Source organism: Rhizobium sp. USDA 4016, from assembly GCF_056279705.1.
Genome location: NZ_JBWCCY010000002.1, coordinates 91,323 through 118,286 on the forward strand (window position 1 = coordinate 91,323; position 26,964 = coordinate 118,286).

Sequence of the window (26,964 nt, forward strand, 5' to 3'; positions counted from 1 at the left end):
GGCGAGATAGAACCATGTCACGTATCATTCCCGACGCCGTCCCCTCCACGCAGGCCCTGCCCGCAAAGGTGGATGTCGTCGTCATCGGCGGCGGAATCGTCGGCGTCTCGACGGCGCTGGAGCTGGCCGAACGCGGTGTATCCGTTGCGGTTTGCGAAAAAGGGCTCATCGCGGGCGAACAGTCGGGCCGCAACTGGGGCTGGGTGCGGCAGATGGGTCGTGACCCCTCCGAACTGCCTCTTGCCATCCAAAGCCTTTCTCTGTGGAAGGGTATGAACGCGCGCACCGGCGAGGAAACCGGGTTCCGGCAGACCGGCATCGCCTATCTTTGCCGCAACGCGCGCCAGGAGGCCGAATATGAGGCCTGGCTGGTGCATGCGCGCGATTTCGGCCTCGATTCCAGACTGCTTAGAAGCGAAGAATTGGGCCAGCACCTGCCCGGCATGACCGGAGGGTTCACTGCCGCCCTGCATACCTCCACCGACGGCCGTGCCGAACCGTTTAAGGCAGCGCCGGCGATTGCCCGCGGCGCCATCCGCGCTGGTGCCCACGTGATGACGGGCTGTGCGGTCCGGGCCATCGAACGCTCGGCAGGCATGGTCAGCGGCGTGATCACGGAACGCGGACGCATCGCCTGCTCCTCCGTCATCCTGGCTGGCGGCGCCTGGTCGCGGCTCTTCAGCGGAAACATGGGTATTGATTTTCCGCAGCTGAAGATCCTCGGTTCCGTGGCACGGGCCACCTCGGTAGAAGGCGTGCCCGAGCTGCCGGTCGGCGCGGACAATTTCTCTTTCCGACGACGATTGGACGGCAGTTTTTCGATTGCCATGCGCAACGCCAATATCGCGCCCATCGTGCCTGACAGCTTCCGCCTGTTTGCCGACTTCGTGCCAACCCTTATCAAGAGCTGGCGCGAGCTGAAACTTCGGGTGGGCAATCGGTTCATCGAAGAGTGGCGGACCCCCGGCAACTGGGCTCCAGACGAGATCACGCCTTTCGAACAGGTGCGTATTCTCGATCCCGTACCTTTCGAGCGCTTCAACCGGGAGGGCCTTGCACATCTGGTCAAGGCATTTCCGGCCTTTGCCGAGAGCCGGATCACGCAGAGCTGGGCCGGCTTGATCGACGTGACGCCGGATGCGGTTCCGGTCATCTCTCCGGTCGGCGGCATTCCCGGCTTCTTCATTTCCAGCGGCTTCTCCGGACATGGGTTCGGCATCGGTCCCGGTGCCGGAAAGCTGATGGCCGACATCGTCACCGGCGCGCGGCCCTGCGTTGATCCCGCGCCATTCCGTTTCGATCGTTTCAAGAAGACCAAGGCAGCCTGATCCGCTCGCTAAAACCTTGGCCACAGAGGGTGAAGACATGGCATTGAGAATTGGAGTTGATTCCGGAGGCACGTTCACCGACGTCTGCCTGTTCGACGACGAAACCGGCAAGCTCGACATCTGGAAGGTACCGTCGACACCGGACGATCCTTCACGCGGAATTGCAAGCGGCGTCTCGGAGGGGCTCGCGACCGTCGGCAGCACCGCGGCACATGTGGCCTTTCTCGGTCACGGAACCACCGTTGCCACGAACGCCCTGATCGAGCTGAAAGGCGTCGCAACCGGGCTGATCACCACCGATGGCTTCCGCGACCTGTTGGAGATTGGTCGCCAGAAGCGCCCCAGCCTCTACGACATGAACGCCGAGAAACCGGAAACCCTCGTCAGCCGCGACCGCCGGCAGGAAGTTCCCGAACGTCTCAAATGCGATGGCTCGACGGATCGCTCGCTCGACGAGGAAAAGCTGCGCGCGGCCGTGCGTACGCTCGCCGAGGAGGACGTCAAGGCAATCGCGGTTTGTTTCCTCTATGGCTTCTTAAACAGCGCCCACGAGCAGCGCGTAGTCGACATCCTCCGCGAAGAAATGCCTGATGTCTTCGTCAGTGCCTCGCATCAGGTGGCACCGGAGTTTCGCGAATACGAGCGCATGTCGACGACGGTCGTGAATGCCTATCTTGGTCCGGTGATGCAGCGCTATATCGACAGGCTCAAACTGCGCTTGAGCGAGCTCGGCGTGCCAGTCGCCCCGCAGCTGACCCAGTCGAACGGCGGCGTCATCGGCTTTGACATGGCCGCGCAGCTTCCGGTCCGCACCGTCCTTTCCGGCCCGAGCACCGGCGTCGTGGCGGCCCAAGCGGTCGGACGACTGGCCGGCTTCGACAATATCATCACCTTTGACGTCGGCGGAACGTCGAGCGACGTGGCGCTGCTGCAGGGCGGCATCTGCAAGCTTACCGGAGAGGCCAACGTACATGGCTATCCGATCAAGGCGCCGATGCTGGACATCCACACCGTCGGGGCCGGCGGCGGCTCGATCGCCTTTGTCGACAGCGGCGGCCTTTTGAAGGTCGGTCCGCGCTCGGCAGGGGCAGATCCCGGACCGGTCTGCTACGGACGCGGCAATACGGAGGCGACCGTCACCGATGCGAACATCGTCCTGCAGACCCTCAATCCGGTCGAAATCCTCGGCGGACGCATGAAGGTCCGGCGCGATCTCGCGATCGAGGCCGTGCAGCGCCTGGCCGATCAGCTCGGCCTTGGCCTGATGGAGACGGCACAGGGTATCATTTCCGTCGTCACGGCGAACATGGCAAAGGCGATCCGTCTGATCAGCGTGCAACGCGGCCATGATCCGCGCGACTACGCGCTGATGGCATTCGGCGGCGCGGGGCCTCTTCACGCTGCTCGGCTCGCCAAGGAACTCGACATGAGCTGCATCATCGTGCCGCTCACGCCCGGCACGCTCTGCGCCCTTGGCCTGCTTTTGACCGATCTGCGTTCCGATTTCGCCATCTCTCGCCTGATGAAGGTCGATGAGAACGCCGTCGAGCCGATGATCAGCGGTTTCCAAGCGCTCGAAGCCCAGGCCGGAGCCTGGTTTGATCAGGAAGACATCGAGGCCGGGCGGCGTGTCGTCAATCGGACCGCCGACATGCGTTATGTCGGCCAGAACTATGAACTGCAGGTCTCTGTACCCGCGGGCACGGTGGGCCCGGATACCCTTGCCGCGCTGGTCAAGGGCTTCGAGCAGGCCCATCTGCAGCGCTTCGGCTTCATCGCCGAGGGCGAGGCGATCCAGATCGTGACGTTGCGGCTCGAGGCGGCCGGTGTCGTCAACAAGGCCGAGCTCGCCTCATTGCCGGATGCTGGCCCGTCCTGTGACGGCGCCGTCATCGGCTCCCGGCAGGTCTATATGGATGAGGCCAAAGATTTCCTGCCCTGCCCTGTCTATGCCCGTGAAAAACTGAAACCAGGCAACCGCATTGCCGGTCCGGCGATCGTCGAGCAGATGGACACCACCACCGTCATCCTCCCGGACACGCAGGCGACAGTCGACCCCTATCTCAACCTCATTCTGGAGACACGGGCATGAGCAAGATCGATCCGATCACCGTGGAAGTCATCGGCAGCGCGTTGACATCGATCGTCGAGGAGATGGGCGAGGCGCTGGTGCGTGCCAGCTACTCGACCAACATCAAGGAGCGGCGCGATTGCTCGACCGCCCTCTTCGACCGGCACGGAAACACCCTGTGCCAGGCCGAGCACATTCCGATGCACCTCGGCAGCTTCATCGGCATTATCCCGCATATCAACAAGCGCTTCGCCGCCGACGATATCAAGCCGGGCGACGTGTTCATGGGCAACGACGCCTACGAGGGCGGCGCAACGCATCTGCCGGATATCGTACTCGCAGAACCCATCTTTCATGGCGAGACGATGGTTGGATGGGCCGTCAACACCGCTCACCATGCCGACTTCGCCGACCGCGGCCATGCCCATATCTATCAGGAAGGTCTGCGCATCCCGCCCGTGCGGCTCTATCGCCAAGGCCAGTTGCAGAAGGATCTGCAGGACATGTTCCTGCTGAACTGCCAGGTCCCGCACGAGCGGTTGTCGGACCTGCGCGCCCAGATGTCAGCCAACCGGCTCTGTGTCCAGCGCATGCAGGATCTCTGCACGAAATACGGCGCGGATCTCGTTCTGGCGGCCGGCGACGCCCTCCAGGACTATGCAGAGCGCAAGATGCGCGCCGGCATCGCCGCCATTCCCGACGGTGTCTACAGCTTCACGGACTACTTCGACAGCAACCAGTTCTCCGATATCATGGAGCTCAAGGTGGACATCGCCATCAGTGGCGATGCGATGCACATCGCCTTCGACGCGCCGCCGCAGGTCCCCGCCGGGCTGAACGTCATTTACACGGCCCTGCTGGCGACCTGCTACTATGCCGTCAAGGCGGTCATCGACCCGACCATCCTGCCGAACGCCGGTCTGTCGCGGCCGATCAGCGTGGAGGCGCCACACGGATCGCTGCTCAACTGCAAGCACCCTGCAGCTGTCGACGGACGTATCGCCGCTTGCCAACGCGTTGCCGACCTTGTCCAGGGCGCACTGGCGAAAGCTCTGCCCGGCAGGGTGACGGCCGCAGGCAATGGTGCCTGCACCGGGGCTCTCTTCACTGGCACACGTGAAGATGGTTCGCTCTGGGTCTATCTCGAGACCATCGGCGGCGGTGGCGGGGCGCGTCCAACGGCAGACGGGCTGAGCGGCGTCCATGTCCACATGACGAATACGTCCAACCTTCCGGTCGAAGCGCTCGAGCTGGAATATCCTCTGACGCTCCTGCGTTATGAACTCGTCAACGGCTCGGCAGGGGCCGGCACATGGCGCGGCGGCATGGGGCTGCGGCGCGTCTATCGCATCGAAGCCGATTGCCGGTTCAGCGTCGAGGGTGGACGGCTGTCAGTCTATCCCTGGGGACTTGAAGGCGGTCTGCAGGCCACCGGTTCGCATTTTGATTTCGGAAACGGCCAGCAGAACCTGCCGGGAACCGTGCAGTTGAAGGCGGGACAGGTGGTCGAGCTGGTGACCCCCGGCGGCGGCGGTTACGGCGAGCCCTCCGGCCGGTCCCTGGAGGCCATTCGCCGCGACATCAAGCAAGAGCGCATCACGGCCGAATTTGCCGAACGGATCTACCGCCTCGGCGCCGAGCAAAAACCTCATCGGGCGGCAACCGCCTGATCGTTTAATCCCACAAAGGAAGGATCTTACCCATGGTAAAGGTGACCAAAGTCAAATCCGGCAGCCTCTATGAGGAAAAGGAAAGCTATTCGCGCGTTGTCGCTGTCGACAACTGGGTGTTTGTGTCCAACACCGCCGGACGCAATTACAAGACCCGCGAGATGTCGACCGACCCGGTCGAACAGGCCAAGCAGTGCTTCCATAATATCGAGGGCGCCCTTGCAGCGGTTGGCGCAACTCTTGCCGACGTCGTGCGTTCGCGCGTCGTCATTCCGAACGTTGCCGATGCTCCCGCCGTTATGGCCTATGTGGGCGAAAAGTTCCGAGGCATCGACCCTTGCAGCACGGTCACCTGCCCGCCACTCGGCGGTCCGGATTTCCGCGTTGAAATCGAGGTGACCGCCTACAAGGGCGTGGGCGCTGCCGGCTCGGAATATATCAACGTCACTCTGTAACGAGATCATCATCGGCCGCCCGGCGCGCTCGGGCGGTCGACGATTAGAGGTGGCGGTCGATCGCCCCTGCTTTCAGTTTCCCTGCTGTTTCTGTAAGGTCGCGCTCCATTGAGAAAGAAAGAGGGTCTGCTCTTGGCTGAGACGGAAACACCGCAATCGGAAGACTTTTTGCCCGCCGAGCGGCGCGAGAAAATCATGGAATGGTTTTCCTCAAACCAGGTCGCCTCGAGCCAGGATCTCGCCAAGCGCCTCAACACCTCCATCTCGACTATCCGCCGCGATCTCGATTTCCTGGCATCTCAGGGTGTCGTGAGGAGAACGCATGGAGGAGCCGTGCGCGTTCGTCGCAGCACGACCTTTGAGCAGCTCGTCGATGAAGCGCGTCAGACGGCCGTCGAGGAAAAACGCGCCATCGCGGTGGCAGCCGCAAAGCTCCTCCAGCCGGAGCAGAGCATTTTCATCGATTCACGCTCGACCCTGCATCAGTTCGCCTATGTCATCGCCGAACTGACGACGCCGCTGACGGTCGTGACGAACGATGTACATGTTGCGGATGTCCTTGTGAACAAAGACCATATCAAGCTCGTGGTACCGGGTGGCATCTGTCGTCCGGGCGCCTATTCGCTGCTCGGGGAAACGGCGATCAATTTCGTTCGCGAACTGCGTTGCGATCATCTGTTCCTATCCTCGCAAGCGGTCGACACCGAGTGTGCAAGCGACACGTCACTGGAACTGGTGCAGCTACAACGCGCTATGATCAACGCGTCGGTTGAAACGACGCTTTTGATCGACAGCAGCCGGTTCGGTAGCAGGGCGATTTATCGTACGATCCCGATCGAAAGGATCAACCGCATCATTACGGACGAGGGTCTGAATGCCGAGGAACGGGTGAGATACGCGTCTGTTGTGAGTGACCTGATCATCGCGCCTTATCTCGACGAGGCTCAGGAGGAGCCTGAATGAGGTTACGAGCCGACCAGGGAAACGGTTACGTCCTTTCAAACAGCGACACTGACTGCCTGTGACCCTCCCAAAAGCCAAAGGACAGGCGGCAAGAGCCAAGGCGAGCATTACGATCGTTGATATCGCCCGGCTCGCTGGCGTCAATCCGTCCACCGTCAGTCGGGCCCTCTCGGGATCGCCTGCTGTGACTCCACAAACGCGTGCGCGAATTGCAGAGATCGCCAAGGAGAGCGGTTACGTTGCGAACCATAATGCTCGCATGCTCCGATCCCGAAAAGCCAACCAGATCCTCGTCATTGTTCCGAACATTGCCGCTTTCTCCCATCCGGACGTCATACTGGGGATCGAAGAGGCTCTCGAAGAACACAATATCGGCGTCATCGTCGGGAGCACGAAAGGAAGCGAAGAAAGGGAAGTTGCACTTGCCCGGCAGCTGATGACCGGAACCGCCGATGGTCTCATCCTTCTCAACGGCCGCCTGCCATCCGAGCTGGGAGAGCTTCCGCAATACACTCGCAGGATCGTCGCGATCTCCAGGCCTGTCGCAAACCCGGCGATTGCCTTCGTCGGCATCGACAATGAGAAGGCGGCAGTTGAAGCGACGCAGTATCTCCTTTTTCTCGGCCGCAACCGCATCGTTCACTTGGCGGGGCCGGAGCAGAGCTCGATTTTTTCCGCCCGCGCGCAAGGCTATCGAAACGCGATGCGCCAAGCGGGCCTCCATGAACACAGTGAGGTGCAACATCTCGCCTCCTTCGATATTTCCGCCGGACGCGAGGCCATGCGGAGCATCCTCAGCAGACGACATCTGCCCGATGCCATCTTATGCGCCAGTGACGAACTTGCCTTCGGCGCCATCCAGGTGGCCAAGGAAAGCGGGATAGAAATACCGGAACAAATCGCTTTTATCGGCTTCGACAATCACCCGGTCGGTGAAGCCTTCAGTCCGCCGCTGACCACGATTTCCGTACCGCGCAGGCAGCTCGGATTTTTAGGGGCACAAACCTTGCTTCGCCTGATGCGAGAGGAGAAGGAAACCTCTAAACCCCTATTATTGCGTTACGAGCTGCTGGTAAGAGAAAGCAGCGGCAGGAACCGGCTCAGTCCTGACCTAGAAAGACCGGCATGGTGACGGCGGATGTTTTCGATGCGGCATCAGGACTTCGGGTGTATCCATTCAAACGGCTGGTGCCCCGGTTGGGGCGTGACACTATCGTCGCTGACTACGATCGGCCAAGCGTGCCGACGGAAGAACAGGCGCAACTCGAACTCAATCAGTAACAATCCCATCAAACCCTCTCAGCTTCGATCGCTGCAATGAAGAAGGGAGGACGTGTTGCTTCCGTCGCCGCCCACGGGGCAGGACGGTCACCTGCCCGCCACTCGGCAGCCCGGATTTCCGCGTTGAAATCGAGGTGACCGCTTACAAGGGCGTGGGCGCTGCTGGCTCGGAATATATCAACATCACTCTGTAACGAAGATCATCATCGGCCGCCCGGCGCGCTCGGGCGGTCGATCATTAGAGGTGACGGTCGATCGCCCCTGACGGAGGGATCGGCAGATCACGAGAAGATCCAGCAAAGCCTTCAGGACAAAATAAGTCGGGTTGATATTCAGATCTCGTCGCTGAAAAAGTTCAGAAGTCTCATCGAGCGACAGATCGAACGCTGCCGAGCCGCCGAGGCCGACAAGTAGGAGCGTTGAGCCGATCCCGACATCCGCCCGGGCCAGCTTTGGACCAGTGTTGAAAGGGTGTGAACCAGCGACCCGCTTTCCAACTGAATATCAATGAAAATTCCTGCTCTTCACCTTCAGCGTATCGATGTGAAGGTCAGGCACGAATATGTCGCGCGGGGTTGCAACTTGCTTCGCTCTATCCCGCGGATCTGTTCCGCCACCATGGGCAAACTCGTCGCCCCGCCCGGTCGGCAGTTTGAACTCTGAGTTTTTTTCGTAGCGCCCGCACCTCTCCGGCGTGGATTGCGGGGAAAAAATCGATATCTCACAGTGTCTTTAAGACTTTTCTGCTGGACTGCCGCCATGGAGAAGCCTCCGAGATCAAAACCCCTCCTTCGTGATACCGAGGCCCCGATCCGGTCGCGGCCGCGCAGGAAGCGCAATCCGGCCCAGCCACAGCTCCCTTTCGATCCCATGCCAGAGCGGGTCGAGCCCGCGCTGGCGCAATTGAAGGCCCATCCGCCGACGGGAGACGAGTGGAGCTGGGAGCTGAAATGGGATGGCTATCGCCTCGCTGTTCACATCGAGCCGCAGGGTATCCGGATCCTCACCCGCGGCGGCCATGACTGGACACACCGGTTTCCGGCGATCGTAGAGGCCGCCCAAGCGCTCGGGCCGGCGACGATGATCATCGATGGCGAGGCCGTGGTGCTCGACGAAGAGGGGCGGCCGGATTTCGGGCCGCTGCAGCAATCGCTCGGCGCATCCGGCAGACAAGCTGGCAACCGGGCCTCCGGCGCCATCTTCTACGCTTTCGATCTCATCTATTTCGACGGACACGATCTGCGCGGTGTCGAATACCGATCGCGCCGGCATCTCCTCGATGACACGTTGACCAGCAAAGACAGTGCCATTCGCCTATCGGAAACACTCGACGCCGAACCAGCCGTCTTGCTTGAGCACTGCCGCCTCGGCCTGGAAGGCATCGTCGGCAAGCACCTCGATCGGCCCTATCGTTCCGGCCGGACCGGGGATTGGGTGAAAGTCAAATGCGTCCAGAGCCAGGCTTTCTTCATCGTCGGCTATGAGGTGTCATCGGCATCCCCTACCGGCTTTGGCTCGTTGGTGCTTGCTGCCTATCGCGGAGGCGATCTCGTCCACGCCGGTAGCGTCGGCACGGGCTTCAAGGAAGCCGAGGCCATCAGGTTGCGGAAGATGCTGGACAAGCTGCGCTGGAGGCGAAAGCAGCCGCCCCTGCCTTATTCCGGACGTGCCGATATTGTCTGGGTCGAACCGACCCTGATCGCCGAGATCGAGTTTCGCGCCTGGACGACGGACGGTAAGCTTCGCCATCCGTCCTACAAGGGTTTGCGAGAACGCCAGGACAATGCCGACGTCTTCCGGCTCGACTAGCGAAATCAGCGCCCTACGCTAGATTGTCGTCCATTCGAGCTCGGCGGAGTAGATATCTAGCATGTGCCACCTTTAATCGCATGGAAGACAGGAACTGGGTCGCGAAGTGGGCCTAGGACGCCGAAAGCCTGATCAACCTGATGCCGGCCTACCAGATGAACCCCGACCAGATGGGGCCGATCGTCCGCAATACCGCCGACGGGAAGAAACAACTGGTCCATGCGCGCTGGGGACTGCCCTCCCCGCGCTTCACGCTCGAGAAGGCCGCCAAAGCAAAAGCCGACAAACTTGCAGCCAAGGGCAAGCCATTCGATCTCGAAGAGCTGATCCGCATGGAGGCCGACCGCGGTACGACCAATGTGCGCAAGCTCAGTTTTCCGCACTGGAAGCGATGGCTCGGCGTCGAAAACAGATGCCTCGTCCCGGTCACCAGTTTCGCGGAACCGGATCCGGCCAGCCAGGAGGAGGGCGGCAAGGTGCCCAATGCCTGGTTTGCACGCGACGAGGGAAAGTCGCTGATGTTCTTGCCGGGCATCCACGTGCCGCAATGGCAGAGTGTTCGAAAGGTCAAGGACGGCCTGACGACCGACGATCTCTATGGGTTTTTGACCACGGATCTCAACAGCCTGGTGAAGCCGATCCATGAGAAGGCCATTCCCGTCCTGCTGCTGACGAAGGAAGAGACCGACACCTGGATGCGGGCACCCTGGGATGAGGCCAAGGAACTGGCCAAGCCGTTAGCGAATGACGCGCTGATCATTTCCTCACGCACACCGTCCGGATCGACGATCGTGTCGAAATCCGGAGAGCCGGTGGAACAGGGCAGTCTGCTTTAACCCCTCCGATGACGATCCTCGAGTCTTCGATCAGAGCGGGTTCGCTTGCGGGACTCCGAGCAAGGTGCCGTCTTCAGCTACCATTATGATTTCGGGGATGGCTGGCGGCACACCGTCGCGGTTGAGGAGTTCTTGACGCTCGCTGCTACGCCCAAACACGGGAGCTGCGTCGCCGGCGAACGGGCGCGACCGCCGGAAGATGTTGGTGGCGTGTCGGGATATGAGCGGTTCCTGGAGATCATCGCCGACGAGGAAGATCCCGAATATGTACTATTCGTTGGTGCGGAGGCTATTTTGATCCGGAATGGTTTGACCTTTCGATAGCGGACAAGGATCTCCGCAACGCTCTACGCTCGAACGTCAAACGGCGTCTGTATCAACCGAAACCGAAAGCCGTCCCGAAGAAATGAGTTGGGCGAGGATTCCAGGTGGAGGGTCTTGATGAGATTCGAACCGACAACCCCCTTATTCGGATCTGCCTTTCTTTGCTCGTGACTTGTTGAAAGCGTTGGTGGGATTTGAACCATCCCTGCCAGATTCTTCGGCCGCGAGTCCGGTGAATTATGCGCAATGAATCCTCACCTCAAGAAATCGAACTCCCCTCTTCCTCATGGCTGATCGCGGTCCGCTTGCCGGACGAGAAGAAGATCAGGGCGAAGAGCGGCTCCGAGCCGAGGCACTTCGCCCAATGCCGGACCTTGCGGGGGATACGGATGGCATCGCCCGGCTCGAGCAGGTGCATCTCGTCCCCGAGCTTATGCTCGCAGCGACCCGATACGACATAGAGAACTTCCTCGCAGTCAGGATGGGAATGGAGCCCGTTACGCTCGCCGGGATTGATCCGGCAGGTGCCGAAGGTCATTTCGGCGCCGGGCACGGCTTCGTCGGTGATCTTCCAGTTGAGTTCGCCCCAGGCGGTCGGGACGATCTGACCAGCGAGCTTCTTGGAAACGGGATCGTTCTGCGGCATCGAGTCGGCCTCCGGCGTCAAAGCGTGGTCACCACACCGGCGTCGGTATGCCGGTAGAATTCGAAGAGTTTCATGATCTCGGCCGCGACCTCGAGCGTGCCCTTGGTGATCCGCTCGCCGGCGAGAATGGCATCGGTCAGGTGGAGGATTTCGCCGACATAGCCGAGATAGAAGAGATTGTTGTTGTAGAGCTGACCCAGCGAATGCTCGGGCTCGAAAACCAGCGCGGCATTGTCGTCCGGCTGGATGAAACTTGCGGCGCGGCCATAGGACGGCAGGTCGGCGCGGCGGAAATAGGTGAGCTTGCTGCCATTCTCGACCACTGCATTGGCGCCTTCGCCGATGACCTCGACCCGCTCGAATAAACTGCCACCCGACTGGCCGGCGGCGAAGTGCAGCGTGCCGATCGCGCCGGACTGGAATTTTACATTGGTGACAGTCGCCCCGGAGCGGCCCTCCCATTCGTAGCTCACGCGTTCGATCCTGCCACCGAGAAAATTGAGGATCGCGGCGGGGTGATAGATGTGGTCGAGGAAGCTCTGCATCTTCACGAGGTCGCCGCGCTCGGCAAGCGGCGGCAGGCTCTGAGGATAACGGACATTGATCGAGGTGAGCGCGCCGAAATTGGGTGAGCCAATGAGATCGCGCAACTTTTCGATCGTCGGGAAGAAGGTCTTCTTGAGCCCGGTCATGACCATGCGGCCCGCCTTGGCGCTGGCCGCCTGAAGCGCCTCGATCTCCGCAAGGCTGGCGGCCGTCGGCTTCTCCATCCAGACATGCGCGCCGGCGGACAATGCCTCCATAGCAAGGTCCGTCGCTTGGACGCGTCCGTCCGGATGATAGGATGTGACGAGGAAGACGAGATCGGGCTTTTCCTTCTCCAGCATCTCGCGGTGATCGGAATAGGCGCGTTCGGCGCCGAAAAGTTTTGCGAATTTACCGGCGCGGCCGATATCGAGGTCGCAGATGCCGGTCAGTTCCACCGGCGCATAGCGGAGCGCGGGATAGACGTTGCGATAGGCGTGCCCGCCCGCCCCGATGAAGCAGGCCTTGACGCGGTTTTCGTATTCGAAATTATAGCGGATCTCGCGCTGGATATGATGCGGCATGGTCAACCCTTGATGGCGCCCTGCGTCAGTCCTTCGGTGAACCGGCGCTGGGTCAGGATGTAGAGCAGGATGATGGGCAGGAAGGAGATGACCGTGCCGGAAAAGACCAGCCGGTACTCCGAGGCATAGGTGCCGGCGAAACGGACGAGCCCGAGCGGGATCGTCTGCACGTCGGGGCTGATCAGCACGATCAGCGGCAGAAAGAAATCGTTCCAGGTCGAGAGCGCCGAGATGATGATGAGCGCCATGACGGCAGGCGTCGAGATCGGCAGGAAGATCTTGGTGAGGATCTGGAAATGCGAAGCGCCATCGATCCGCGCCGCCTCGACCAGTTCGTCCGGAACATTTGTGAAGAAACTGCGCATCAGGAAGATGCCGAAGGGAACGCCGTTGCTCACCTGGGCGAGGACGATGCCCGCGAGCGAATTGACGAGGCCGAGCCCCGAGAGCACCTGATAGAGCGGAATGACGGTGGCCTGGATCGGGATCGTCATGCCAAAGATCAGCGCATAGAATATCCATTCCCGCCCCGGAAAGCGGATTTTTGACAGTGCATAGCCGGCAGGTGCGCAGGTAACGAGCATAAGGATCACCACGCCCACGACATTGAGGAAACTGTTGCCCACCAGTTCGCCGAACCCGCCGATTTTCCAGGCATCGAGATAGTTTTTCCACATCAGCTCGGCCGGCCATTCGAAGGGATCCGCGCGGCCGATTTCAGCTTCGCTCTTGAGGCTCGAAACAAGCAGCCAGGCGAAGGGTGCCAAGACGAGAACAAGGATGGGAACGAGAGCCAGCGCGACCGGCCATTCACGATTGCGCATGCTCATCGGGCCATCCTCGCGCGCCAGCGGTTGAACACAACGGTGATGGTGATCGCAAACAGGCTGAGCAGGATGCAGAGCACCGCGGCAAGCCCGTGGTCCTGCGCCTGGAAGGCGAGCCGGTAGATGTAGGTCGTGATCAGTTCGCTCTGATAGAAGGGGCCGCCATTGGTCATCACGAAGACCGTGGCGAAACCCTTGAGGCCATTGATCATGGCGAGCGACATGACGAAGGTCATCACTTCGCGCAGGCCCGGCAGCGTCACATGAATGAGCTTCTGCCAGCTATTGGCGCCGTCGACCTCGGCGGCGTCATAGAGGGCTGGGTCGATATCCTGCAGGCCCGCGATGAAGAGCAGCATATAGAGCCCGAAGCCCTGCCACGAACTCGCGACGTTGACCGAGAACAGGACGAGTGCGGGATCGGAGAGCCAGCCCTGCGTCCAGTTGCCGAGCCCGATTTCGGTCAGGCCGGTGTTCAAAAGGCCGAAGAAGGGATCGTAGATGTTGGCCCAGATGACGCCGACCACCGCAAGCGACACGAGATGCGGCAGGAAGAAAGCGGTGCGGAACAAAACCTGGCTGCGCTTGAGCCGCGCGATGGCAAGCGCGAGCCCGAGACCCAAGCCACCCGCCAGCACCGCGTGAAAGAGCAGCCAGATGATGGTCTGCCACAGCGCCTGCCAGACGATCGGGTCCTGCGCGGCCTTGCGATAGTTTTCCATACCGACGAAATTGGCCGGCGTGTTGAAGCCCGCGGAGTCTGTGAAGCTCAGCCAGAAGGTGACAGCGATCGGGAAAAGCGTGAAGATGCCATAGACCGCAATCGCCGGCGCCATGAGCCAGAAGGCCGTTCCGGTATTGTCGTGGCCGGCGGGGACCAATCCCCACTTCCTGCGCGGCGCGGTTGCTGCCGCGCGGCCGGCGATATTGTCCAAGGCCTGCACTCCCGCCACGCTTGCCACTCCCGTCACCAGCACCGGCCCGCGATTAGCGGACCGCCGCCATCTTGCCCTGGATCTGCTTCATGCCGTCCTCGCCCGAAATCTGCGCCGACACCAGACCCTGGATCACCTGGAAATAGGTATCGGTGACATCGGCGGGCAGGTAGACGCTCGGATTGTAGCCGACGCCGTTGGGGGCTGCCGCGAAGATCTCTTTGAGAACAGGCGTCGAGGGCTGGATGTCGTTGAGCGCGCGCGGATAGAGCATGGTGCTGGCCGCGTGCTGCGCCCGCTTCTTCATCACGTCGTCCGACAGCATGAAGTCGATCCATTTGAGCGCGAGCTCAGGCTGCTTGGAATTGGAGGGGATCAGCCAGCTCCAGCCGACACCGCCCGTGGGCTTGGCTTCGCCGGCAATATCCGACGGCATGGGCAGATAACCGGCATTGTTTAGGTCATAACCGGCTTTGCGCGCATTGGCGGTAAACCAGGGGCCGGCCACAAACATGGCGGCGCGCTTGTTGAACCAGAGACGCGACGCGCCATCGAGATCGAGCCCCGCCATTTCCTTCTTGATGAAGCCGGCATCGACGAGTTCGCGTAGCCGGACCGCACCGACCACCATGGCCGGATCGTCCCAGGCGAGTTCCCCGCGCAGCGCCTTGCCGACATTGAGCGTGCCGCTTGCCGACTGAAGCATGTTGCCGAAGAGATGGCCCGCACTGCCGGGCGTGCGCGGACCGACCGCCAGCGGCTGGATGCCCTTGTCCTGGATCGTCTTCAACAGAACGACGAAGTCCTTCCAGGTGGCCGGAATCGTCCAGCCGTTCTCGGCGAACATGTCCTTGTGGTACCAGATGCCGAGTGCATCGAGGCCGTCCGGCACCTCGTAGATCTCGCCGGCATACTGGCCCTTCAGCTCCTCATAGAGCCAGGGATAGATCTTGTCCTTCCAGCCGCGCTGTTCGTAATAGGCGGTGAGCGGACTGATCTGCTTGGCATTCTTGACCACGGTGATGCGGCCGATGCCCGAATTGGTCAGCACGACATCGGGGCCGACATCGGATTGAAGGGCCGCTTGCACCGCGCCGTTGCTGATCGTGCCGGTCGGCGGGATGAACTCGACGGTGACGCCGGGATTCTTGGCTTCGAAATCGGCTTTGATGCCGTTCCACAGTTCTGCGATCAGCGGCTCGGTGATCTGCTCCGGCCCCCACATGCGCAGGGTTTCGGCGCGCACTTCCGCACCGGCGGCGAGAAATGCCGCGGCCGCCACGGCCCTTGTAATGATATTCATGACCTTCTCCTCCTTTTCGGGCACCGTTGGCCGGCACCTCCCCACATGACCGGCCGGGACCTCCATCCCGCCGGCTATTGTTCCCTCACCGCTCCGCCATTCCCTTCGGGAGGCGGGCGAGCACGGCGGACTGCACGTCGCTGATATGCGTGCACATCAGCGCGGCGGCCGCAGCGGCATCGCGGGCACGCAGCGCCTTGAGGATGTCGTCACGCTCCTGCGCGGCACGCTCGGCGAATTCCTGGCTTTCATTGGCGATGGTGCGGCAGATCTGGATCTGCAGCGCGAGCCGCGAGAGCGTTTCGATCAGCGCCGCATTTTCCGAACGCTCGGCAATCGTCTCGTGGAATTCGCGGTCGCGCAGACCGTAAGTCTCCATATCGCGGCGGCGCAGGGCCTCCACTGCAGCGTCCAGGACCTTCTCGAGACCGGCAATGTCGCGGTCGCTCATCCGGGGAACGGCAAGTTCGACGGCAAAGCATTCGAGCGTCTTGCGCAATTCATAGAGGTCGTCGATCTCCTTGCGCGTGAAGCTGCGCACGAAAAAACCGCGATAGGGCTTGATCTCGATCAGGCCCTCTTTCGCCAGCGTACCGATCGCCTCGCGGAACGGCGTGCGGCTGACCTGCAGCTTCTCCGTCAGCTCCTTCTCGTCGATCGGCGCGCCGCTCGGCAGGTCGCCGGCGACGATCAGGCGTACGATTTCCTCATAGATCCGCTCACGAAGCGTGAGATGGCGCGGCGCGTTCATGGTCGATTTCCGTCTGGCTTCCTGAGAAAGAGTATGCAATATTGCAAAAAATATACAATATGCAAAATGAAATTCAGAATTTCGTAATCGAGCCCGGGAGGAGCACATGAAAAAGGTCTACGTTGTCGGCACTTGCGACACGAAGGGTGAGGAGCTCGCCTACGCAAAAGAGGCCATCCGGGCGGCCGGCGGGGAGGCCTTGCTCGTGGACGTCGGCACACAAGGGGCTCGCGCGCTTGCCGACATTTCCGCGGCTGAGGTTGCGTCGCATCACCCGGACGGCGCTCCCGCCGTCCTCGGCCAGAACGACCGCGGAGCCGCGGTTTCCGCAATGTCTGAGGCGCTGACCGCGTTCCTTGCGACCCGTATGGATATAGGCGCGGTGCTCGGGCTGGGCGGTACCGGCAACACCGCCCTCGTTACCGCTGCGATGCGTTCCCTACCGATCGGCGTTCCGAAGCTCATGGTGTCGACCGTCGCCTCGGGCAATACCGCACCCTATGTCGGGCCGAACGATCTCGCCATGATGTATTCGGTCGTCGATGTCGCAGGTCTCAACGCCATCTCGCGCAAGGTGATCGGCAACGCCGCTCATGCCGCGGCCGGCATGGCGATGAATACCGTGGAAGACGCCGCGAGCGACAAGCCCGGACTCGGAATGACGATGTTCGGCGTAACCACGGCCTGTGTGACGCAGGTCCGCGCCGCCCTCGAGGACAGCCACGAGATCTATGTCTTCCACGCGACCGGCATCGGCGGACAATCGATGGAAAAGCTTGCCGATTCACGGCTGGTTTCGGGGCTCATCGATGTGACAACGACCGAAGTGCCGGACCTTCTCGTCGGGGGAGTCTTCCCGGCAACGCAGGACCGTTTCGGCGCGGCAATCCGCACCAGATTGCCCTATGTCGGCTCGGTCGGCGCCGTCGACATGGTCAATTTCGGCGCGCGCGACACGGTGCCGGTGCAGTTCCGCGAGCGGCGGCTGCAGGTGCACAATGCCAATGTCACGCTGATGCGGACCACGCCGGAAGAAAACCGCAAGATCGGCGCTTTCATCGTCGAGCGCCTGAACAGAATGGAAGGCCCGGTCCGCTTCCTGCTGCCGCTCGGCGGTGTGTCGGCCCTAGACGCACCCGGTCAGGCATTCCACGACCCGGAGGCCGACGCCGGCCTTTTCGCGGCCGTCCGCAGCGGCTGGAAGCCCGCCCCCAACCGGCAGCTGATCGAGATCGACGCCCATATCAATGACCCCGCCTTCGCCTCGGCGCTCGCCGAGAATTTCCGTGCCATCGCCGCCTGAGGATAAATGCATGAGCAGACCAGACCGCCAGACAATACTCGCAAGACTGCGCGACAAGATCGCCGCCGGCAAACCGATTATCGGCGGTGGAGCCGGAACCGGCATTTCGGCCAAAGCCGAGGAGGCAGGCCGCATCGACCTGATCGTCATCTACAATTCCGGCCGCTATCGCATGGCCGGGCGCGGCTCGCTCGCCGGCCTGCTCGCCTATGGCAACGCCAATGACATCGTCAAGGACATGGCGCGCGAGGTTCTGCCCGTCGTCCGCCATACGCCGGTGCTTGCAGGCGTCAACGGCACCGACCCCTTCATGCTGGCCGACCGCTTCCTCGACGAACTGAGAGCGCTTGGTTTTGCCGGCATCCAGAATTTCCCGACCGTCGGCCTGATCGACGGCACCTTCCGCGCCAATCTGGAGGAAACCGGCATGGGCTTCCATCACGAGGTCGATATAATCGCCCGCGCCCATGCCAAGGACATGCTGACCACGCCCTATGTCTTCTCCAGCGCTGATGCTGTGGCGATGACTGAAGCCGGTGCCGATGTCGTGGTCTGCCATCTTGGCCTGACCACGGGCGGTTCGATCGGTGCGGAGATCGTGCTCAGCCTCGACGACTGCATCGAAAGGATCGACACATGGTCCGACGCCGCCCGGACGGTGCGCAGCGATGTCATCGTGCTCTGCCACGGTGGGCCGATATCTTCACCGGCGGATGCGCACTATGTGCTGGCACGCACGAAAGGCTGCCACGGCTTCTACGGCGCAAGCTCCATGGAGCGGCTGCCAACAGAGATCGCGATCCGCTCGCAGGTGGAAGATTTTGTAACATTGGCAAAATAACTACCTGACCGCAATCGCAGGCGCCGGGACACAATTCGGCTAAATCGAGTCCCCGAGAGCTCTGCTTCGTGCCCACAGTGAGGTCGCGCAGAGCGGAGCGGGGTCAGGCCGGATCGCCTTTTCAAAGGACTTGTTCGGAATCTTGGGTGAGGGAAATCGAACCAAGAACTTGCGATCAGGCCCGTGGAGCGACAAGGGGGCGGAACAAGAGGAGTGCGAAATCGTACGCTAAGGGCGGACGAAGCGGGAACTTATGCGACGCGCCGTAGCCCAGCTGGAAGGCGGAGCGATCGAAATCCGCTCGGCATCTGATGTTCCGCATCCCAGGTGTAGATGCCGGTAAGGTTGATATGTTCCCAACTGAGTGGCGAGATGTGCTTCAACAGAGTATCTGGAATGTCTCGGCCTGCTTTTCAGCTGTGTGACCGCGCGGTCAAGATAGACCGTTTCCAATGCACGATCGCGCTGACGACGAGATTGAGCCCAGAGGCGCGGAATGCTTGGCTTTCGAACGAGCGATCACGGATTTCGCCACGCTCGTGGAAAAAGACAGCGCGCTTGAGCCTATGCGCGGCCTCGCCCTTGTTGAGGCCGGCCTGGCAGCGCCGCCGCAATGCCGGACTTGAGTACCATTCGATCATGAACAGCGACCGCTCGATACGGCCGAGTTCTCGCAGCGCCCTTGCGAGATGGCTTGGAGATGCGGACAGCTTCTTCAGGATCGTAGACGGCACCACGGACCGCGTCATGATCGACGCCGCCAGATGGAGCAGATCGTCCCAATGGTCGAGAATCAGGGTGGTGTTGATCGGCGCCCCGATGTGGTTCGACAGTGCCGGAAATGCGTCGCCCTTCTCGAACGTGTGGAACTTCCGATCTTTGAGATTGCGCAGTCGCGGTGCGAACCGCTTGCCGATCAGGGCGAACAGCCCGAAGATGTGATCACTCGCGCCGCCCGTATCGGTAAAGTGTTCATGGATGTCGAGGACCGTGTCCTGATCGAATAGCCCATCGAGCACATAGGCCGCCTCGCTTTCGGTCGGACTGATGGGCAAAATGCTGAAGTAGCCGTACTGATCTGACAGATGGCTATAGAATTTCGATCCGGGTTCACTGCCGTAATGCAAATTGATGTCGCCGCGCTTTGCGGCTCGGTCGCTTACTCGGAAGAATTGGCCATCTGACGAAGATGTCGTGCCGTTGCCCCAAAGGCGGGAATGCGGATGCCGGGTGTGTGCATCGGTAATAGACGCTTGCGCAGCACGATATGTCTCGGATCGGGCGTGGAAGGTGCGCATCCAGCCGATCTGGTGAGCGCTGACCCCTTGGATGCGCCCGCCATTCGCTTCGGCCCGAGATTGGTCGCATCCGCCAGTACGCCCGCCAGAGGTGAAAATGCTGGAAGACTATGCCGAGCGGGCGACGGGTTTCCGCCAGCTCCCTCGCGCCCTCTCCAGCCGAGCATCTTGCCGAAGACCCGCACACGGGCATGTCACAGCTCGGCATCCGCAATGTCTCCTCGACAGCCAAGGAGGGTTATGATTACGCCCGCGCCAATGGATCGGACATCCTTTCCGTGCGGTAAATCCGCAAGCTTGGCGTGGAAGGAGTGGTGGACCGGATTCCAGCCGGAAAACGCTATTATCTTTCGATCGATATCGACGGCTTCGATCCTTCGATCGCCCCGGGAACTGGAACACCAAGCCATGGTGGTTTCATTTACTATGAGGTGCTGGAACTGATTGCCGGCTTGGCCAAGCGGGGCGAGATTGTTGGTATTGACCTCGTCGAGGTCGCTCCCGACTACGACCATACCGGTTCGACAGCCATTCTAGCTGCTCAACTTCCGCTCAATGCCATCGGCCGCATATTCGTCGCTAGGAAGGAATAAACAGCGATTTGGCAAAAGCCAGTTGTGACAGCAGCGCGTCAGACCCCGCAATGCTGGGATAAAGGCTGCGGGGACAATTCTTCTGACCCGCTTTTAGGCGGCAAAGCTGCGCATCTCAACGATGCGACGTTGGAGTCTGCTATAGCAGCATTGACGTGCCTCGATCGAGATAAGTGTCGAGGAATTGTTCCAGCCTCGCGTTTCGCGGCTTACGAAACACATCCTCCGGGCTCCCGCTGAACAACAGCCTGCCGTGATCCAGAAAACTGATTTGCTGTCCGACCGTGGCGGCAAAGCCGATCTCATGGGATACAACGACCATCGTCATTCCCTCGGCGGCGAGATCACGCATGACGTTCAGGACTTCGCCGGTAAGTTCGGGATCGAGCGACGACGTCGGCTCGTCGAAGAGCATGATCTTCGGTTTGAGCGCCAGAGCGCGCGCTATGGCGACGCGTTGCTGCTGTCCTCCAGATAGCTGGGCGGGGTAATGCCCCGCGCGACTTTCGAGGCCGACTTTCATCAACTGCGCCATTGCGCGCTTTTCGGCCTCCTTCCGATTCATTTTGTAAACCGTCTTCAATGCTTCGCTGACATTTCCCAAAGCCGTCATGTGGGGCCAAAGATTGAACTGCTGGAAAACCATTCCGATTTGAGATCGGATAGTTCGATTGGTCTCAGCCGGCAGGCGTTCGCGAACGCCTTGAGCGCTTTCCGTGAAACCCAACACCTCGCCATTGATGGTAATCGTTCCATGCGTGGCCTCTTCGAGGAAAGCCATGCATCGTAGCAGGGTGCTCTTGCCTGAACCGGACGGACCGATCAGGCACGAGACCTGTCCTTGAGGTATGTCGAGATCGATGCCGTGGAGAACGGAGGCGTCACCATACTTTTTCACGAGACTTCTGACTGCGATCGCTGGAATGCTCATACGTTGAAAAACCTGAATCTAGACAGTTTTGTTTCAGCCAAGTGCCCGACCTTGCTGGTGATTTCCACAAGCGCCCAATAGAAGAGCGCCAATAGGAACAAAGATTCGACGAAGGCATATTGCTGGGAACCGATCGCGCTGACGGTAAGGGTGAGTTCCGGAACGGTGATAATCGACAGGATCGCCGTCTCCTTCATGAGAATGACGGCCATATTTACGGAGGGCGGCAGGACGAGCATCGTCATCTCAGGCAATAATATGCGTCTTATAATCTGCGCCTGCGAAAGCCCCACGCATTCAGCGGCCTCGATGTGTCCTTTGGGAACGGCCGCGAAGCCCGAGCGAAAAATCTCGCTGAAATATGCCGCTCCGTAGATAGACAGGCCCAGAAGGCCAGCTGGCACCGGATCCAGCGACAGGCCGATAAGCGGACCGCCGTAATAAAGGAGAAATATCTGGATCAGGAACGGCGTCCCCCGCAGAATACCGACGATCACACCGAGGGATCTGTCAAGCGCCAAACCGCCGTAGCGCCTTGCGACCGCGACGACGAAGCCAAGGAGCCCGGCAGCCACTGTGCCAAAAATCCAGATGGCGATTGTGACGCCAGCACCGCGCACGATGGCAGGCAGTTGCTCGAGGATTATCTGGGTGTCGAAGGTCATCGAGGCACTCCCGGGAGCGTCCGCTCGATCATGCTTGCAGCCTGCGCCACGCCCCAGTTGATCACGAAATAGATCAAGCCGGCCGAGGCAAAAATCTCGAGAGGGAGGAATGTGCTGCCCGCTAGGTCTTGCGCCATGCGTGTCAGTTCGACGATACCAACCACCGAAACGAGCGAAGACGCCTTGAGGATGAGAATGGCCTCATTGACGAGTGCTGGAAACGTCAGCCGCAACGCGATTGGAACTTTTATGCGGCGAAAAATCTGACCCGACGTCAATCCGACCATCTCCGCCGACTCGATCAGACCGCGCGGCACGCTGGCAAATCCGCCCCGAAGGTTCTCCGCCTGATAGGCAGCCGTGCAGAGGGACAGTCCCACCAGGGCTGCAACGATGCTCGGCACGTTGACACCGATCGCCGGCAGCAGGTTATAGATAAGCAGCAACTGCACGAGCAGGGGTACACCGCGGAAAAAGCTGATGAATATTTGAGCGGGAACTTTGAAGAACCTCTTCGGGGACAACAATGCTCCGGACAGGCCGATGGCAATGGCGAAACCGATGAGGATGGACGCCATGCTAATGCCGACGGTGTAGATCGACGCACGTAGAAGCAGTTCGAAGAGTTTTATAGACATGGACTGAGGTTCGCCGCTTGCGGTCACGCGGAAATGCGAGTTGAATGCGCCCCGCACAAGCCGGGCGCATCAGTCGTTCTCGTACGATTGATCAGAACGCTGGGTCTTTTACAGAATCCGGTGTGTCAAAGCTTGCTCCGAACCACTTCTTCTGCAATTCCGCCAGACGGCCATCGGCCTTCATTTTCAGAAGGGCTGCATCGATCGCATCCATCAATGGAGCATGGCCGGCATCCTTGAGACCGATGAAACCGAAATAGGACTTCTGACCAAATGCCGGCAGAACGACTTCGAACGTGTCCTTACGCTGGCTGGCGACAAAGGCGATGTTCGGAAGCGAATTCGCGACACCGACGATACGGCCCGCCGCGAGATCGGCATAGGACTCAGTGAAAGCAGGATATTCCCGAATATCAACCTTGGACGGGAGGGTCTCCGAGAAGGCGCTGAGTTGGGCAAGCTGCGCGGTTGCCTTGCCGGAACCAATAGCCTTGCCAGCAATATCTTCCGGCTTGCTGATTGTCGTATCGCCCGCCTTCTTTAAAATCGCGACGGTTGCCTCGGCAATCGGGGGTGTGAAGCGATAGCGCTCCAGGCGAGCCTTGGTGATGGTCGCCGGCCCCGCGACCATATCGAATTTTCCAGCTTCGAGCCCCGGCAGAACCCCTTCCCACGGAAGCGTCACCCATTCGATGCTAACGCCCAGTTCCTTGCCGATCTCAGCGAACAGGTCGACATTCAGCCCGGCATGTTCTCCAGCGTCGATGAAGTCGAATGGGGCGAACGCCGTTTCCGTTCCAACCTTGAGTGTTCCCGCCGCTTTGACGCTCGCCAGCGTATCTTCGGCGTGGGCGGACAAGGAAGCCCCGAACAGGAGCGCGGCTGCAGCAAGGCCTTTAAACAGCGAGTTTGCCTTCATAATCTTTCTCCAGTTTTTGCCCTTCCCGCAGAAGAGCCAATGTTCCCACTTGTCACTTAGTTTTGTCCGGCGGGTTTCTTTGCCCCGTATTTGACTATACAAATAGATATATCCACAGCCGGAGTGTCAACGCAAAAGTCATGGAAGGCAAAATTTGTGCCGGATGGTCGCGCTTGAAAGCGCGGCACAGACGCGCGAAGCTTTCTGGGTAGGCCGCCGATGACCTAGGGCGTTCCTTTTTGTTTCTGCTGCATTTTGAGGTGCCATCTTGGTGTCGATCCACCACAAGATTTTCAAGGATATTGAGACCAAGATCATGAGCGGTGATTGGCCGCCGGGTCACCGCATTCCCATCGAGCATGATCTCGTCGTGCAATATCGCTGCTCCCGGATGACTGTCAGCAAGGCTCTTACCGCGCTGGTCGAGCGGGGAATGATCGTGCGCAAGCGCAAGACCGGTTCGTTCGTCGCCTCGCCGCAGATCGACCGGACCGTCATGGATATTCAGGATATCAGCACCGAGGCACGTCTCTCGGGCCATCGGTACAGTCATGCCATTCTTTCGCGCCGGATCGAAAAGCTTGGAATGGTCGAAGCCGCGCAGTTGAACGAACCTGCAGGCGTCGAGATATTGAAACTTCAATGTCTCCACTTCGTGGATGACAGACCAAATGCGATCGAACGGCGCATCATTTTGCTCGACGCGGTTCCCCTGGCCAGAGACGAGACATTCGCTTCTTCGCCTCCCGACCGCTGGCTGCTGGAGCAGGTTCCGTGGTCAAAGGCCAAGCATGTCATTCGCGCCGTTTCTGCCGACGCATCGACAGCCCGCGTCCTGCAGATGGAGCGCGGTGAACCATGCCTCAGTCTCATCCGGCAAACCTGGCAGAATGGTCACACGGTCACCTATGTCGAGATCAGCCATCCGGGTGACCGCTTTCAGTTCGCGGGCGTCTTCCATCCGTCGGCGAAATGAGTTCTTTGAATGTTGCCTGACGATCCACACATGCCTGGCAGGAACGTGTTTTGAACGATGAGCAACAATCCAAGGCAATGCCGCTCAAGGGGCTTCAGGCTTTTGAGGCAGTCGGACGATGTGGAAGCGTCACTGCGGCGGCTATCGAACTGAACGTCTCGCCGGGGGCAATCAGTCAGCAGATCCGAAAAGTCGAAAAGTTTCTTGGTGTTACCCTACTGGAGCGTAGCGGTCGCACCGCAGAGCTGACGACATGGGGACGCCTCTATCATCGTGAAATATCCAAAGGCTTCGCACAGTTCGCGGTGGCGCGTCAGGTGCTCGAAAGAGCGCGCAACGAGAGTGTACTCGTTCTAAGCGCGCTGTCATCGGTCGTGAACAAGTGGATCGGCCGTCGCATATTTGACTGGCAGGCACTGCATCCCGGTGCTCACATCAAGATTATCGGCCGGGACAAGGAACCGCAAATGGGGTTCGACGATGTCGATTTCCGGGTCAGCTATGGATCGGACGTCCTTCAACACGAACATTACACCGAACTGTACCGCGATTGGGTGGTTCCTGCTTGCTCGCCTAGTCTTTTGAACCGGCGAACAGTTGCTGCGGGCGACCTGTTCCGCTTCCCTCTCCTGCACGTCGAGTGGGAAAAGCACTTCACACCTTACCCGAGCTGGGCGGATTTCGCGCTGAACGTCGGCGTCGAATTCAAGGAGCTTTCGCCCGGCCTTTCGTTCACCCTGTCGAGCAGCGCGATCGATGCGGCGGTCAACAAGCGCGGCATCGTTCTTGCTCAACTGTCGATGATTGCGGATGAGTTGGCGGCTGGAACGCTCATCATCCCGTTGGACGTCAGAATTCCGCTTCTTGAAAGCTATTTTCTGGCATGGGACCGTTCGGCTTTGCAGAAACCATTCGGACGGGAATTCCGCGACTGGATCGTCAGGATCGCAAGACAACAGGCTGCGCAATCCGCGCCTCTCGGAGGCGAGCGCCTAAGCTTTAGAAAAACTAAAATATATCGAAGCGGCACGCCATTGCTCAAAAAATCCCCACGGCGATAATTTATGCATGACCTCCTCTTGAGACTGGAAGCGATGATCGTCGCTGCTGGATTCCGACAAAGGAGAAGCGCATGGCACGTACGGACAAGATGAAGCTCGGTACATTTGTTTATACCTTCGGATTTCACCCGGCATCTTGGCTTCATCCCGCGAGCGCCGTGAACGGAGCGAATGATTTCCGCCATCTGCGTGACGTCGCCAAGCGTTCGGAGGCGGCGAAATTCGATTTCATGTTCATGGCGGACTCTCCGGCCGCAGCCGTAGGCGACCCGGATGCTCTGTCGAGAAGCCCCACGAAAATGAACCGCTTCGAGCCTCTGTCGCTGTTGTCGGCGCTTTCGGTGACAACAGAAAAGCTGGGGCTCGTGGCGACTGTTTCGACGAGTTACTACGAGCCTTTCAATGTCGCGCGCATCTTTTCCTCCATCGATCACCTGAGTGGCGGGCGCGTCTGCTGGAATGTCGTCACATCTGATCACGACGAGACCGGCTACAATTTCAACCGGGAGGGACTGGATCCTCACGCTCTTCGATATGAGCGCGGCAACGAGTTCGTCGACGTGGTTTTCGGTCTATGGGACAGTTTCGAGGAAGGCGCTCTGCTCCTCGACCGGGAAAGCGGCGTCTACTACGACAAGACGAAACATCACACCCTCAATCACAAGGGCAAGCATTTCCAGGTGCGCGGACCGTTGAATATCGCGCGCACACCGCAGGGGCGCCCGGTGATTGCGCAGGCGGGTGGATCCGAAGCGGGCATGGACATGGCGGCGCGGACTTCGGAGATCGTATTCAGCCTCGCCTCCAGTATCGAACGGAACCGGGCTTTCTACGAAAACGTAAAGAGCCGCATGCCCGCCTATGGCCGGGATCCGAACGACCTGAAGATCATGCCGGGCGTCGTCATCAATGTGGGAGAAACGGAAGCGGCGGCAAAGGCGAAGGTCAACTATCTGATCGACAAGCTCCATCCGGATGTGGGCCGGCTGATGCTTTCGGAATTTCTCGAAGCGGATCTGCGGGGCGTCCCGCTCAACGAGCCGTTCCCGATGGATCGGCTGCCTGCAGCCCCGAAAGGCTCGCGCGCGCTCTTCGAGGAGCTCGTCGCCTTCGTCAAGAACGGCCATACCGTTGGCGAACTCATTCGCCACTATGCGGAGAAGCACACCGGCAACGGCATAACGGGAACGCCGAGCCAGATTGCCGACTTCATGGAGGAGTGGTTCGAAACACGGGCGGCGGACGGCTTCATCTTGATGTTCCCGACGCTGCCGTCCAGCCTCGATGATTTTGTCAAATTGGTCCTTCCGGAGTTACGCCGTCGCGGGCTGTTCAGGGAAGAGTACGAAGGCTCCACGCTTCGTGAAAATCTCGGCCTTTCGATGCCCGCCAACAGGTTCACCGCGGCGAAATCCCGAGTTCAGGAATGAG

At 60.2% G+C, this 26,964-nt stretch carries 24 protein-coding genes and 3 pseudogenes; 16 read left to right on the forward strand and 11 right to left on the reverse strand.

What is annotated here, in order from left to right; all coding sequences use genetic code 11:
- Positions 1-14 precede the first annotated feature (14 nt).
- The 10 genes and pseudogenes from ACZ9DP_RS01290 to ACZ9DP_RS01335 form a co-directional block, all read left to right on the forward strand.
- Positions 15-1,328: an NAD(P)/FAD-dependent oxidoreductase gene (locus tag ACZ9DP_RS01290; RefSeq protein WP_476199823.1), complete on the forward strand. Its 1,314-nt coding sequence runs from the start codon at positions 15-17 to the stop codon at positions 1,326-1,328.
- A gap of 37 nt (positions 1,329-1,365) precedes the next feature.
- Positions 1,366-3,420, forward strand: coding sequence for a hydantoinase/oxoprolinase family protein (locus tag ACZ9DP_RS01295; RefSeq protein WP_476199825.1), 2,055 nt, complete (start codon positions 1,366-1,368; stop codon positions 3,418-3,420).
- Positions 3,417-5,069, forward strand: coding sequence for a hydantoinase B/oxoprolinase family protein (locus tag ACZ9DP_RS01300; protein WP_476199826.1), 1,653 nt, complete (start codon positions 3,417-3,419; stop codon positions 5,067-5,069). Before ACZ9DP_RS01295 ends, ACZ9DP_RS01300 begins: the two co-directional genes overlap by 4 nt.
- Before the next feature lie 32 nt (positions 5,070-5,101).
- Positions 5,102-5,524, forward strand: a complete 423-nt coding sequence (locus ACZ9DP_RS01305; RefSeq protein ID WP_047522366.1) for a RidA family protein — start codon at positions 5,102-5,104, stop codon at positions 5,522-5,524.
- Between the two features lie 132 nt (positions 5,525-5,656).
- A complete protein-coding gene (locus ACZ9DP_RS01310) occupies positions 5,657-6,487 on the forward strand; it encodes a DeoR/GlpR family DNA-binding transcription regulator (RefSeq protein ID WP_476199827.1) in 831 nt (276 codons plus the stop codon).
- A 58-nt stretch (positions 6,488-6,545) separates the two neighbouring features.
- The gene (locus tag ACZ9DP_RS01315) at positions 6,546-7,619 is read left to right on the forward strand and encodes a LacI family DNA-binding transcriptional regulator (RefSeq protein ID WP_476199829.1); all 1,074 of its coding nucleotides are present in this window, start codon (positions 6,546-6,548) and stop codon (positions 7,617-7,619) included.
- Positions 7,613-7,768 carry a hypothetical protein gene (locus ACZ9DP_RS01320; RefSeq protein WP_476199831.1) on the forward strand — a complete coding sequence of 52 codons (156 nt, stop codon included), beginning with the start codon at positions 7,613-7,615 and terminating at the stop codon, positions 7,766-7,768. Before ACZ9DP_RS01315 ends, ACZ9DP_RS01320 begins: the two co-directional genes overlap by 7 nt.
- A gap of 759 nt (positions 7,769-8,527) precedes the next feature.
- On the forward strand, positions 8,528-9,577 hold the full coding sequence (ligD, locus tag ACZ9DP_RS01325; RefSeq protein WP_476199832.1) for a non-homologous end-joining DNA ligase: 1,050 nt from the start codon (positions 8,528-8,530) through the stop codon (positions 9,575-9,577).
- A 140-nt stretch (positions 9,578-9,717) separates the two neighbouring features.
- Positions 9,718-10,413: an SOS response-associated peptidase family protein gene (locus tag ACZ9DP_RS01330; RefSeq protein WP_476199833.1), complete on the forward strand. Its 696-nt coding sequence runs from the start codon at positions 9,718-9,720 to the stop codon at positions 10,411-10,413.
- A gap of 4 nt (positions 10,414-10,417) precedes the next feature.
- Positions 10,418-10,823, forward strand: a pseudogene (locus ACZ9DP_RS01335) (plasmid pRiA4b ORF-3 family protein); the annotation flags it as partial.
- 173 nt (positions 10,824-10,996) lie between these two features.
- On the opposite strand, the gene ACZ9DP_RS01340 reads toward ACZ9DP_RS01335, so the two are convergent.
- From ACZ9DP_RS01340 to ACZ9DP_RS01365, 6 genes are all read right to left on the reverse strand, one after another.
- On the reverse strand, positions 10,997-11,383 hold the full coding sequence (locus ACZ9DP_RS01340) for a cupin domain-containing protein (protein ID WP_476199835.1): 387 nt from the start codon (positions 11,381-11,383) through the stop codon (positions 10,997-10,999).
- 17 nt (positions 11,384-11,400) lie between these two features.
- Positions 11,401-12,492, reverse strand: a complete 1,092-nt coding sequence (locus ACZ9DP_RS01345; RefSeq protein WP_476199837.1) for a Gfo/Idh/MocA family protein — start codon at positions 12,490-12,492, stop codon at positions 11,401-11,403.
- Positions 12,493-12,494: 2 nt separating this feature from the next.
- Complete coding sequence (locus tag ACZ9DP_RS01350; protein ID WP_476199839.1) at positions 12,495-13,322, reverse strand: carbohydrate ABC transporter permease; 828 nt, start codon at positions 13,320-13,322, stop codon at positions 12,495-12,497.
- Positions 13,319-14,200: a carbohydrate ABC transporter permease gene (locus tag ACZ9DP_RS01355; RefSeq protein WP_476202140.1), complete on the reverse strand. Its 882-nt coding sequence runs from the start codon at positions 14,198-14,200 to the stop codon at positions 13,319-13,321. The genes ACZ9DP_RS01350 and ACZ9DP_RS01355 overlap by 4 nt, the downstream gene beginning before the upstream one ends.
- A gap of 106 nt (positions 14,201-14,306) precedes the next feature.
- Positions 14,307-15,557, reverse strand: coding sequence for an ABC transporter substrate-binding protein (locus ACZ9DP_RS01360; protein WP_476199841.1), 1,251 nt, complete (start codon positions 15,555-15,557; stop codon positions 14,307-14,309).
- A gap of 85 nt (positions 15,558-15,642) precedes the next feature.
- Entirely contained in the window at positions 15,643-16,308 is a 666-nt protein-coding gene (locus ACZ9DP_RS01365; protein ID WP_476199843.1) for a GntR family transcriptional regulator, read from the reverse strand.
- Positions 16,309-16,414: 106 nt separating this feature from the next.
- Here ACZ9DP_RS01365 and ACZ9DP_RS01370 point away from each other — a divergent pair, with 106 nt between their 5' ends.
- Both ACZ9DP_RS01370 and ACZ9DP_RS01375 read left to right on the forward strand, forming a co-directional pair.
- Positions 16,415-17,611: a Tm-1-like ATP-binding domain-containing protein gene (locus ACZ9DP_RS01370; RefSeq protein ID WP_476199844.1), complete on the forward strand. Its 1,197-nt coding sequence runs from the start codon at positions 16,415-16,417 to the stop codon at positions 17,609-17,611.
- 10 nt (positions 17,612-17,621) lie between these two features.
- Positions 17,622-18,452, forward strand: coding sequence for a phosphoenolpyruvate hydrolase family protein (locus ACZ9DP_RS01375; RefSeq protein ID WP_476199845.1), 831 nt, complete (start codon positions 17,622-17,624; stop codon positions 18,450-18,452).
- 251 nt (positions 18,453-18,703) lie between these two features.
- On the opposite strand, the pseudogene ACZ9DP_RS01380 reads toward ACZ9DP_RS01375, so the two are convergent.
- Positions 18,704-19,750: pseudogene (locus ACZ9DP_RS01380) on the reverse strand (Tn3 family transposase).
- Between the two features lie 179 nt (positions 19,751-19,929).
- Between ACZ9DP_RS01380 and ACZ9DP_RS01385 the strand changes: the two are divergent.
- A pseudogene (locus tag ACZ9DP_RS01385) lies at positions 19,930-20,343 on the forward strand (arginase family protein); the annotation flags it as partial.
- Between the two features lie 139 nt (positions 20,344-20,482).
- Here ACZ9DP_RS01385 and ACZ9DP_RS01390 read toward each other — a convergent pair.
- The 4 genes from ACZ9DP_RS01390 to ACZ9DP_RS01405 all read right to left on the reverse strand — a co-directional run bounded on the left by ACZ9DP_RS01390 (position 20,483) and on the right by ACZ9DP_RS01405 (position 23,496).
- The gene (locus ACZ9DP_RS01390; protein WP_074071205.1) at positions 20,483-21,274 is read right to left on the reverse strand and encodes an amino acid ABC transporter ATP-binding protein; all 792 of its coding nucleotides are present in this window, start codon (positions 21,272-21,274) and stop codon (positions 20,483-20,485) included.
- On the reverse strand, positions 21,271-21,939 hold the full coding sequence (locus ACZ9DP_RS01395; protein WP_476199846.1) for an amino acid ABC transporter permease: 669 nt from the start codon (positions 21,937-21,939) through the stop codon (positions 21,271-21,273). The genes ACZ9DP_RS01390 and ACZ9DP_RS01395 overlap by 4 nt, the downstream gene beginning before the upstream one ends.
- The gene (locus tag ACZ9DP_RS01400) at positions 21,936-22,577 is read right to left on the reverse strand and encodes an amino acid ABC transporter permease (RefSeq protein ID WP_476199848.1); all 642 of its coding nucleotides are present in this window, start codon (positions 22,575-22,577) and stop codon (positions 21,936-21,938) included. The genes ACZ9DP_RS01395 and ACZ9DP_RS01400 overlap by 4 nt, the downstream gene beginning before the upstream one ends.
- Positions 22,578-22,668: 91 nt before the next feature.
- Complete coding sequence (locus ACZ9DP_RS01405; protein WP_476199850.1) at positions 22,669-23,496, reverse strand: transporter substrate-binding domain-containing protein; 828 nt, start codon at positions 23,494-23,496, stop codon at positions 22,669-22,671.
- Positions 23,497-23,764: 268 nt separating this feature from the next.
- Between ACZ9DP_RS01405 and ACZ9DP_RS01410 the strand changes: the two genes are divergently transcribed.
- The 3 genes from ACZ9DP_RS01410 to ACZ9DP_RS01420 all read left to right on the forward strand — a co-directional run bounded on the left by ACZ9DP_RS01410 (position 23,765) and on the right by ACZ9DP_RS01420 (position 26,963).
- Positions 23,765-24,472: a UTRA domain-containing protein gene (locus ACZ9DP_RS01410; RefSeq protein ID WP_476199851.1), complete on the forward strand. Its 708-nt coding sequence runs from the start codon at positions 23,765-23,767 to the stop codon at positions 24,470-24,472.
- Positions 24,473-24,549: 77 nt separating this feature from the next.
- Positions 24,550-25,533 (forward strand): LysR family transcriptional regulator, encoded by a 984-nt coding sequence (locus tag ACZ9DP_RS01415; protein WP_476199853.1) that lies wholly within the window; start codon positions 24,550-24,552, stop codon positions 25,531-25,533.
- Between the two features lie 71 nt (positions 25,534-25,604).
- Positions 25,605-26,963 carry an LLM class flavin-dependent oxidoreductase gene (locus ACZ9DP_RS01420; RefSeq protein WP_476199854.1) on the forward strand — a complete coding sequence of 453 codons (1,359 nt, stop codon included), beginning with the start codon at positions 25,605-25,607 and terminating at the stop codon, positions 26,961-26,963.
- The last annotated feature ends 1 nt before the right edge of the window (position 26,964 follow it).

What these genes read in the sequence shown, in the direction of transcription:
- ACZ9DP_RS01290 (WP_476199823.1), top strand. Translation starts at nt 15, where the DNA reads ATGTCACGTATCATTCCCGACGCCGTCCCCTCCACGCAGGCCCTGCCC.
- ACZ9DP_RS01295 (WP_476199825.1), top strand. Translation starts at nt 1,366, where the DNA reads ATGGCATTGAGAATTGGAGTTGATTCCGGAGGCACGTTCACCGACGTC.
- ACZ9DP_RS01300 (WP_476199826.1), top strand. Translation starts at nt 3,417, where the DNA reads ATGAGCAAGATCGATCCGATCACCGTGGAAGTCATCGGCAGCGCGTTG.
- ACZ9DP_RS01305 (WP_047522366.1), top strand. Translation starts at nt 5,102, where the DNA reads ATGGTAAAGGTGACCAAAGTCAAATCCGGCAGCCTCTATGAGGAAAAG.
- ACZ9DP_RS01320 (WP_476199831.1), top strand. Translation starts at nt 7,613, where the DNA reads ATGGTGACGGCGGATGTTTTCGATGCGGCATCAGGACTTCGGGTGTAT.
- ligD (WP_476199832.1), top strand. Translation starts at nt 8,528, where the DNA reads ATGGAGAAGCCTCCGAGATCAAAACCCCTCCTTCGTGATACCGAGGCC.
- ACZ9DP_RS01330 (WP_476199833.1), top strand. Translation starts at nt 9,718, where the DNA reads ATGCCGGCCTACCAGATGAACCCCGACCAGATGGGGCCGATCGTCCGC.
- ACZ9DP_RS01340 (WP_476199835.1), bottom strand. Translation starts at nt 11,383, where the DNA reads ATGCCGCAGAACGATCCCGTTTCCAAGAAGCTCGCTGGTCAGATCGTC.
- ACZ9DP_RS01345 (WP_476199837.1), bottom strand. Translation starts at nt 12,492, where the DNA reads ATGCCGCATCATATCCAGCGCGAGATCCGCTATAATTTCGAATACGAA.
- ACZ9DP_RS01350 (WP_476199839.1), bottom strand. Translation starts at nt 13,322, where the DNA reads ATGAGCATGCGCAATCGTGAATGGCCGGTCGCGCTGGCTCTCGTTCCC.
- ACZ9DP_RS01360 (WP_476199841.1), bottom strand. Translation starts at nt 15,557, where the DNA reads ATGAATATCATTACAAGGGCCGTGGCGGCCGCGGCATTTCTCGCCGCC.
- ACZ9DP_RS01365 (WP_476199843.1), bottom strand. Translation starts at nt 16,308, where the DNA reads ATGAACGCGCCGCGCCATCTCACGCTTCGTGAGCGGATCTATGAGGAA.
- ACZ9DP_RS01370 (WP_476199844.1), top strand. Translation starts at nt 16,415, where the DNA reads ATGAAAAAGGTCTACGTTGTCGGCACTTGCGACACGAAGGGTGAGGAG.
- ACZ9DP_RS01375 (WP_476199845.1), top strand. Translation starts at nt 17,622, where the DNA reads ATGAGCAGACCAGACCGCCAGACAATACTCGCAAGACTGCGCGACAAG.
- ACZ9DP_RS01390 (WP_074071205.1), bottom strand. Translation starts at nt 21,274, where the DNA reads ATGAGCATTCCAGCGATCGCAGTCAGAAGTCTCGTGAAAAAGTATGGT.
- ACZ9DP_RS01395 (WP_476199846.1), bottom strand. Translation starts at nt 21,939, where the DNA reads ATGACCTTCGACACCCAGATAATCCTCGAGCAACTGCCTGCCATCGTG.
- ACZ9DP_RS01400 (WP_476199848.1), bottom strand. Translation starts at nt 22,577, where the DNA reads ATGTCTATAAAACTCTTCGAACTGCTTCTACGTGCGTCGATCTACACC.
- ACZ9DP_RS01405 (WP_476199850.1), bottom strand. Translation starts at nt 23,496, where the DNA reads ATGAAGGCAAACTCGCTGTTTAAAGGCCTTGCTGCAGCCGCGCTCCTG.
- ACZ9DP_RS01415 (WP_476199853.1), top strand. Translation starts at nt 24,550, where the DNA reads ATGCCGCTCAAGGGGCTTCAGGCTTTTGAGGCAGTCGGACGATGTGGA.
- ACZ9DP_RS01420 (WP_476199854.1), top strand. Translation starts at nt 25,605, where the DNA reads ATGGCACGTACGGACAAGATGAAGCTCGGTACATTTGTTTATACCTTC.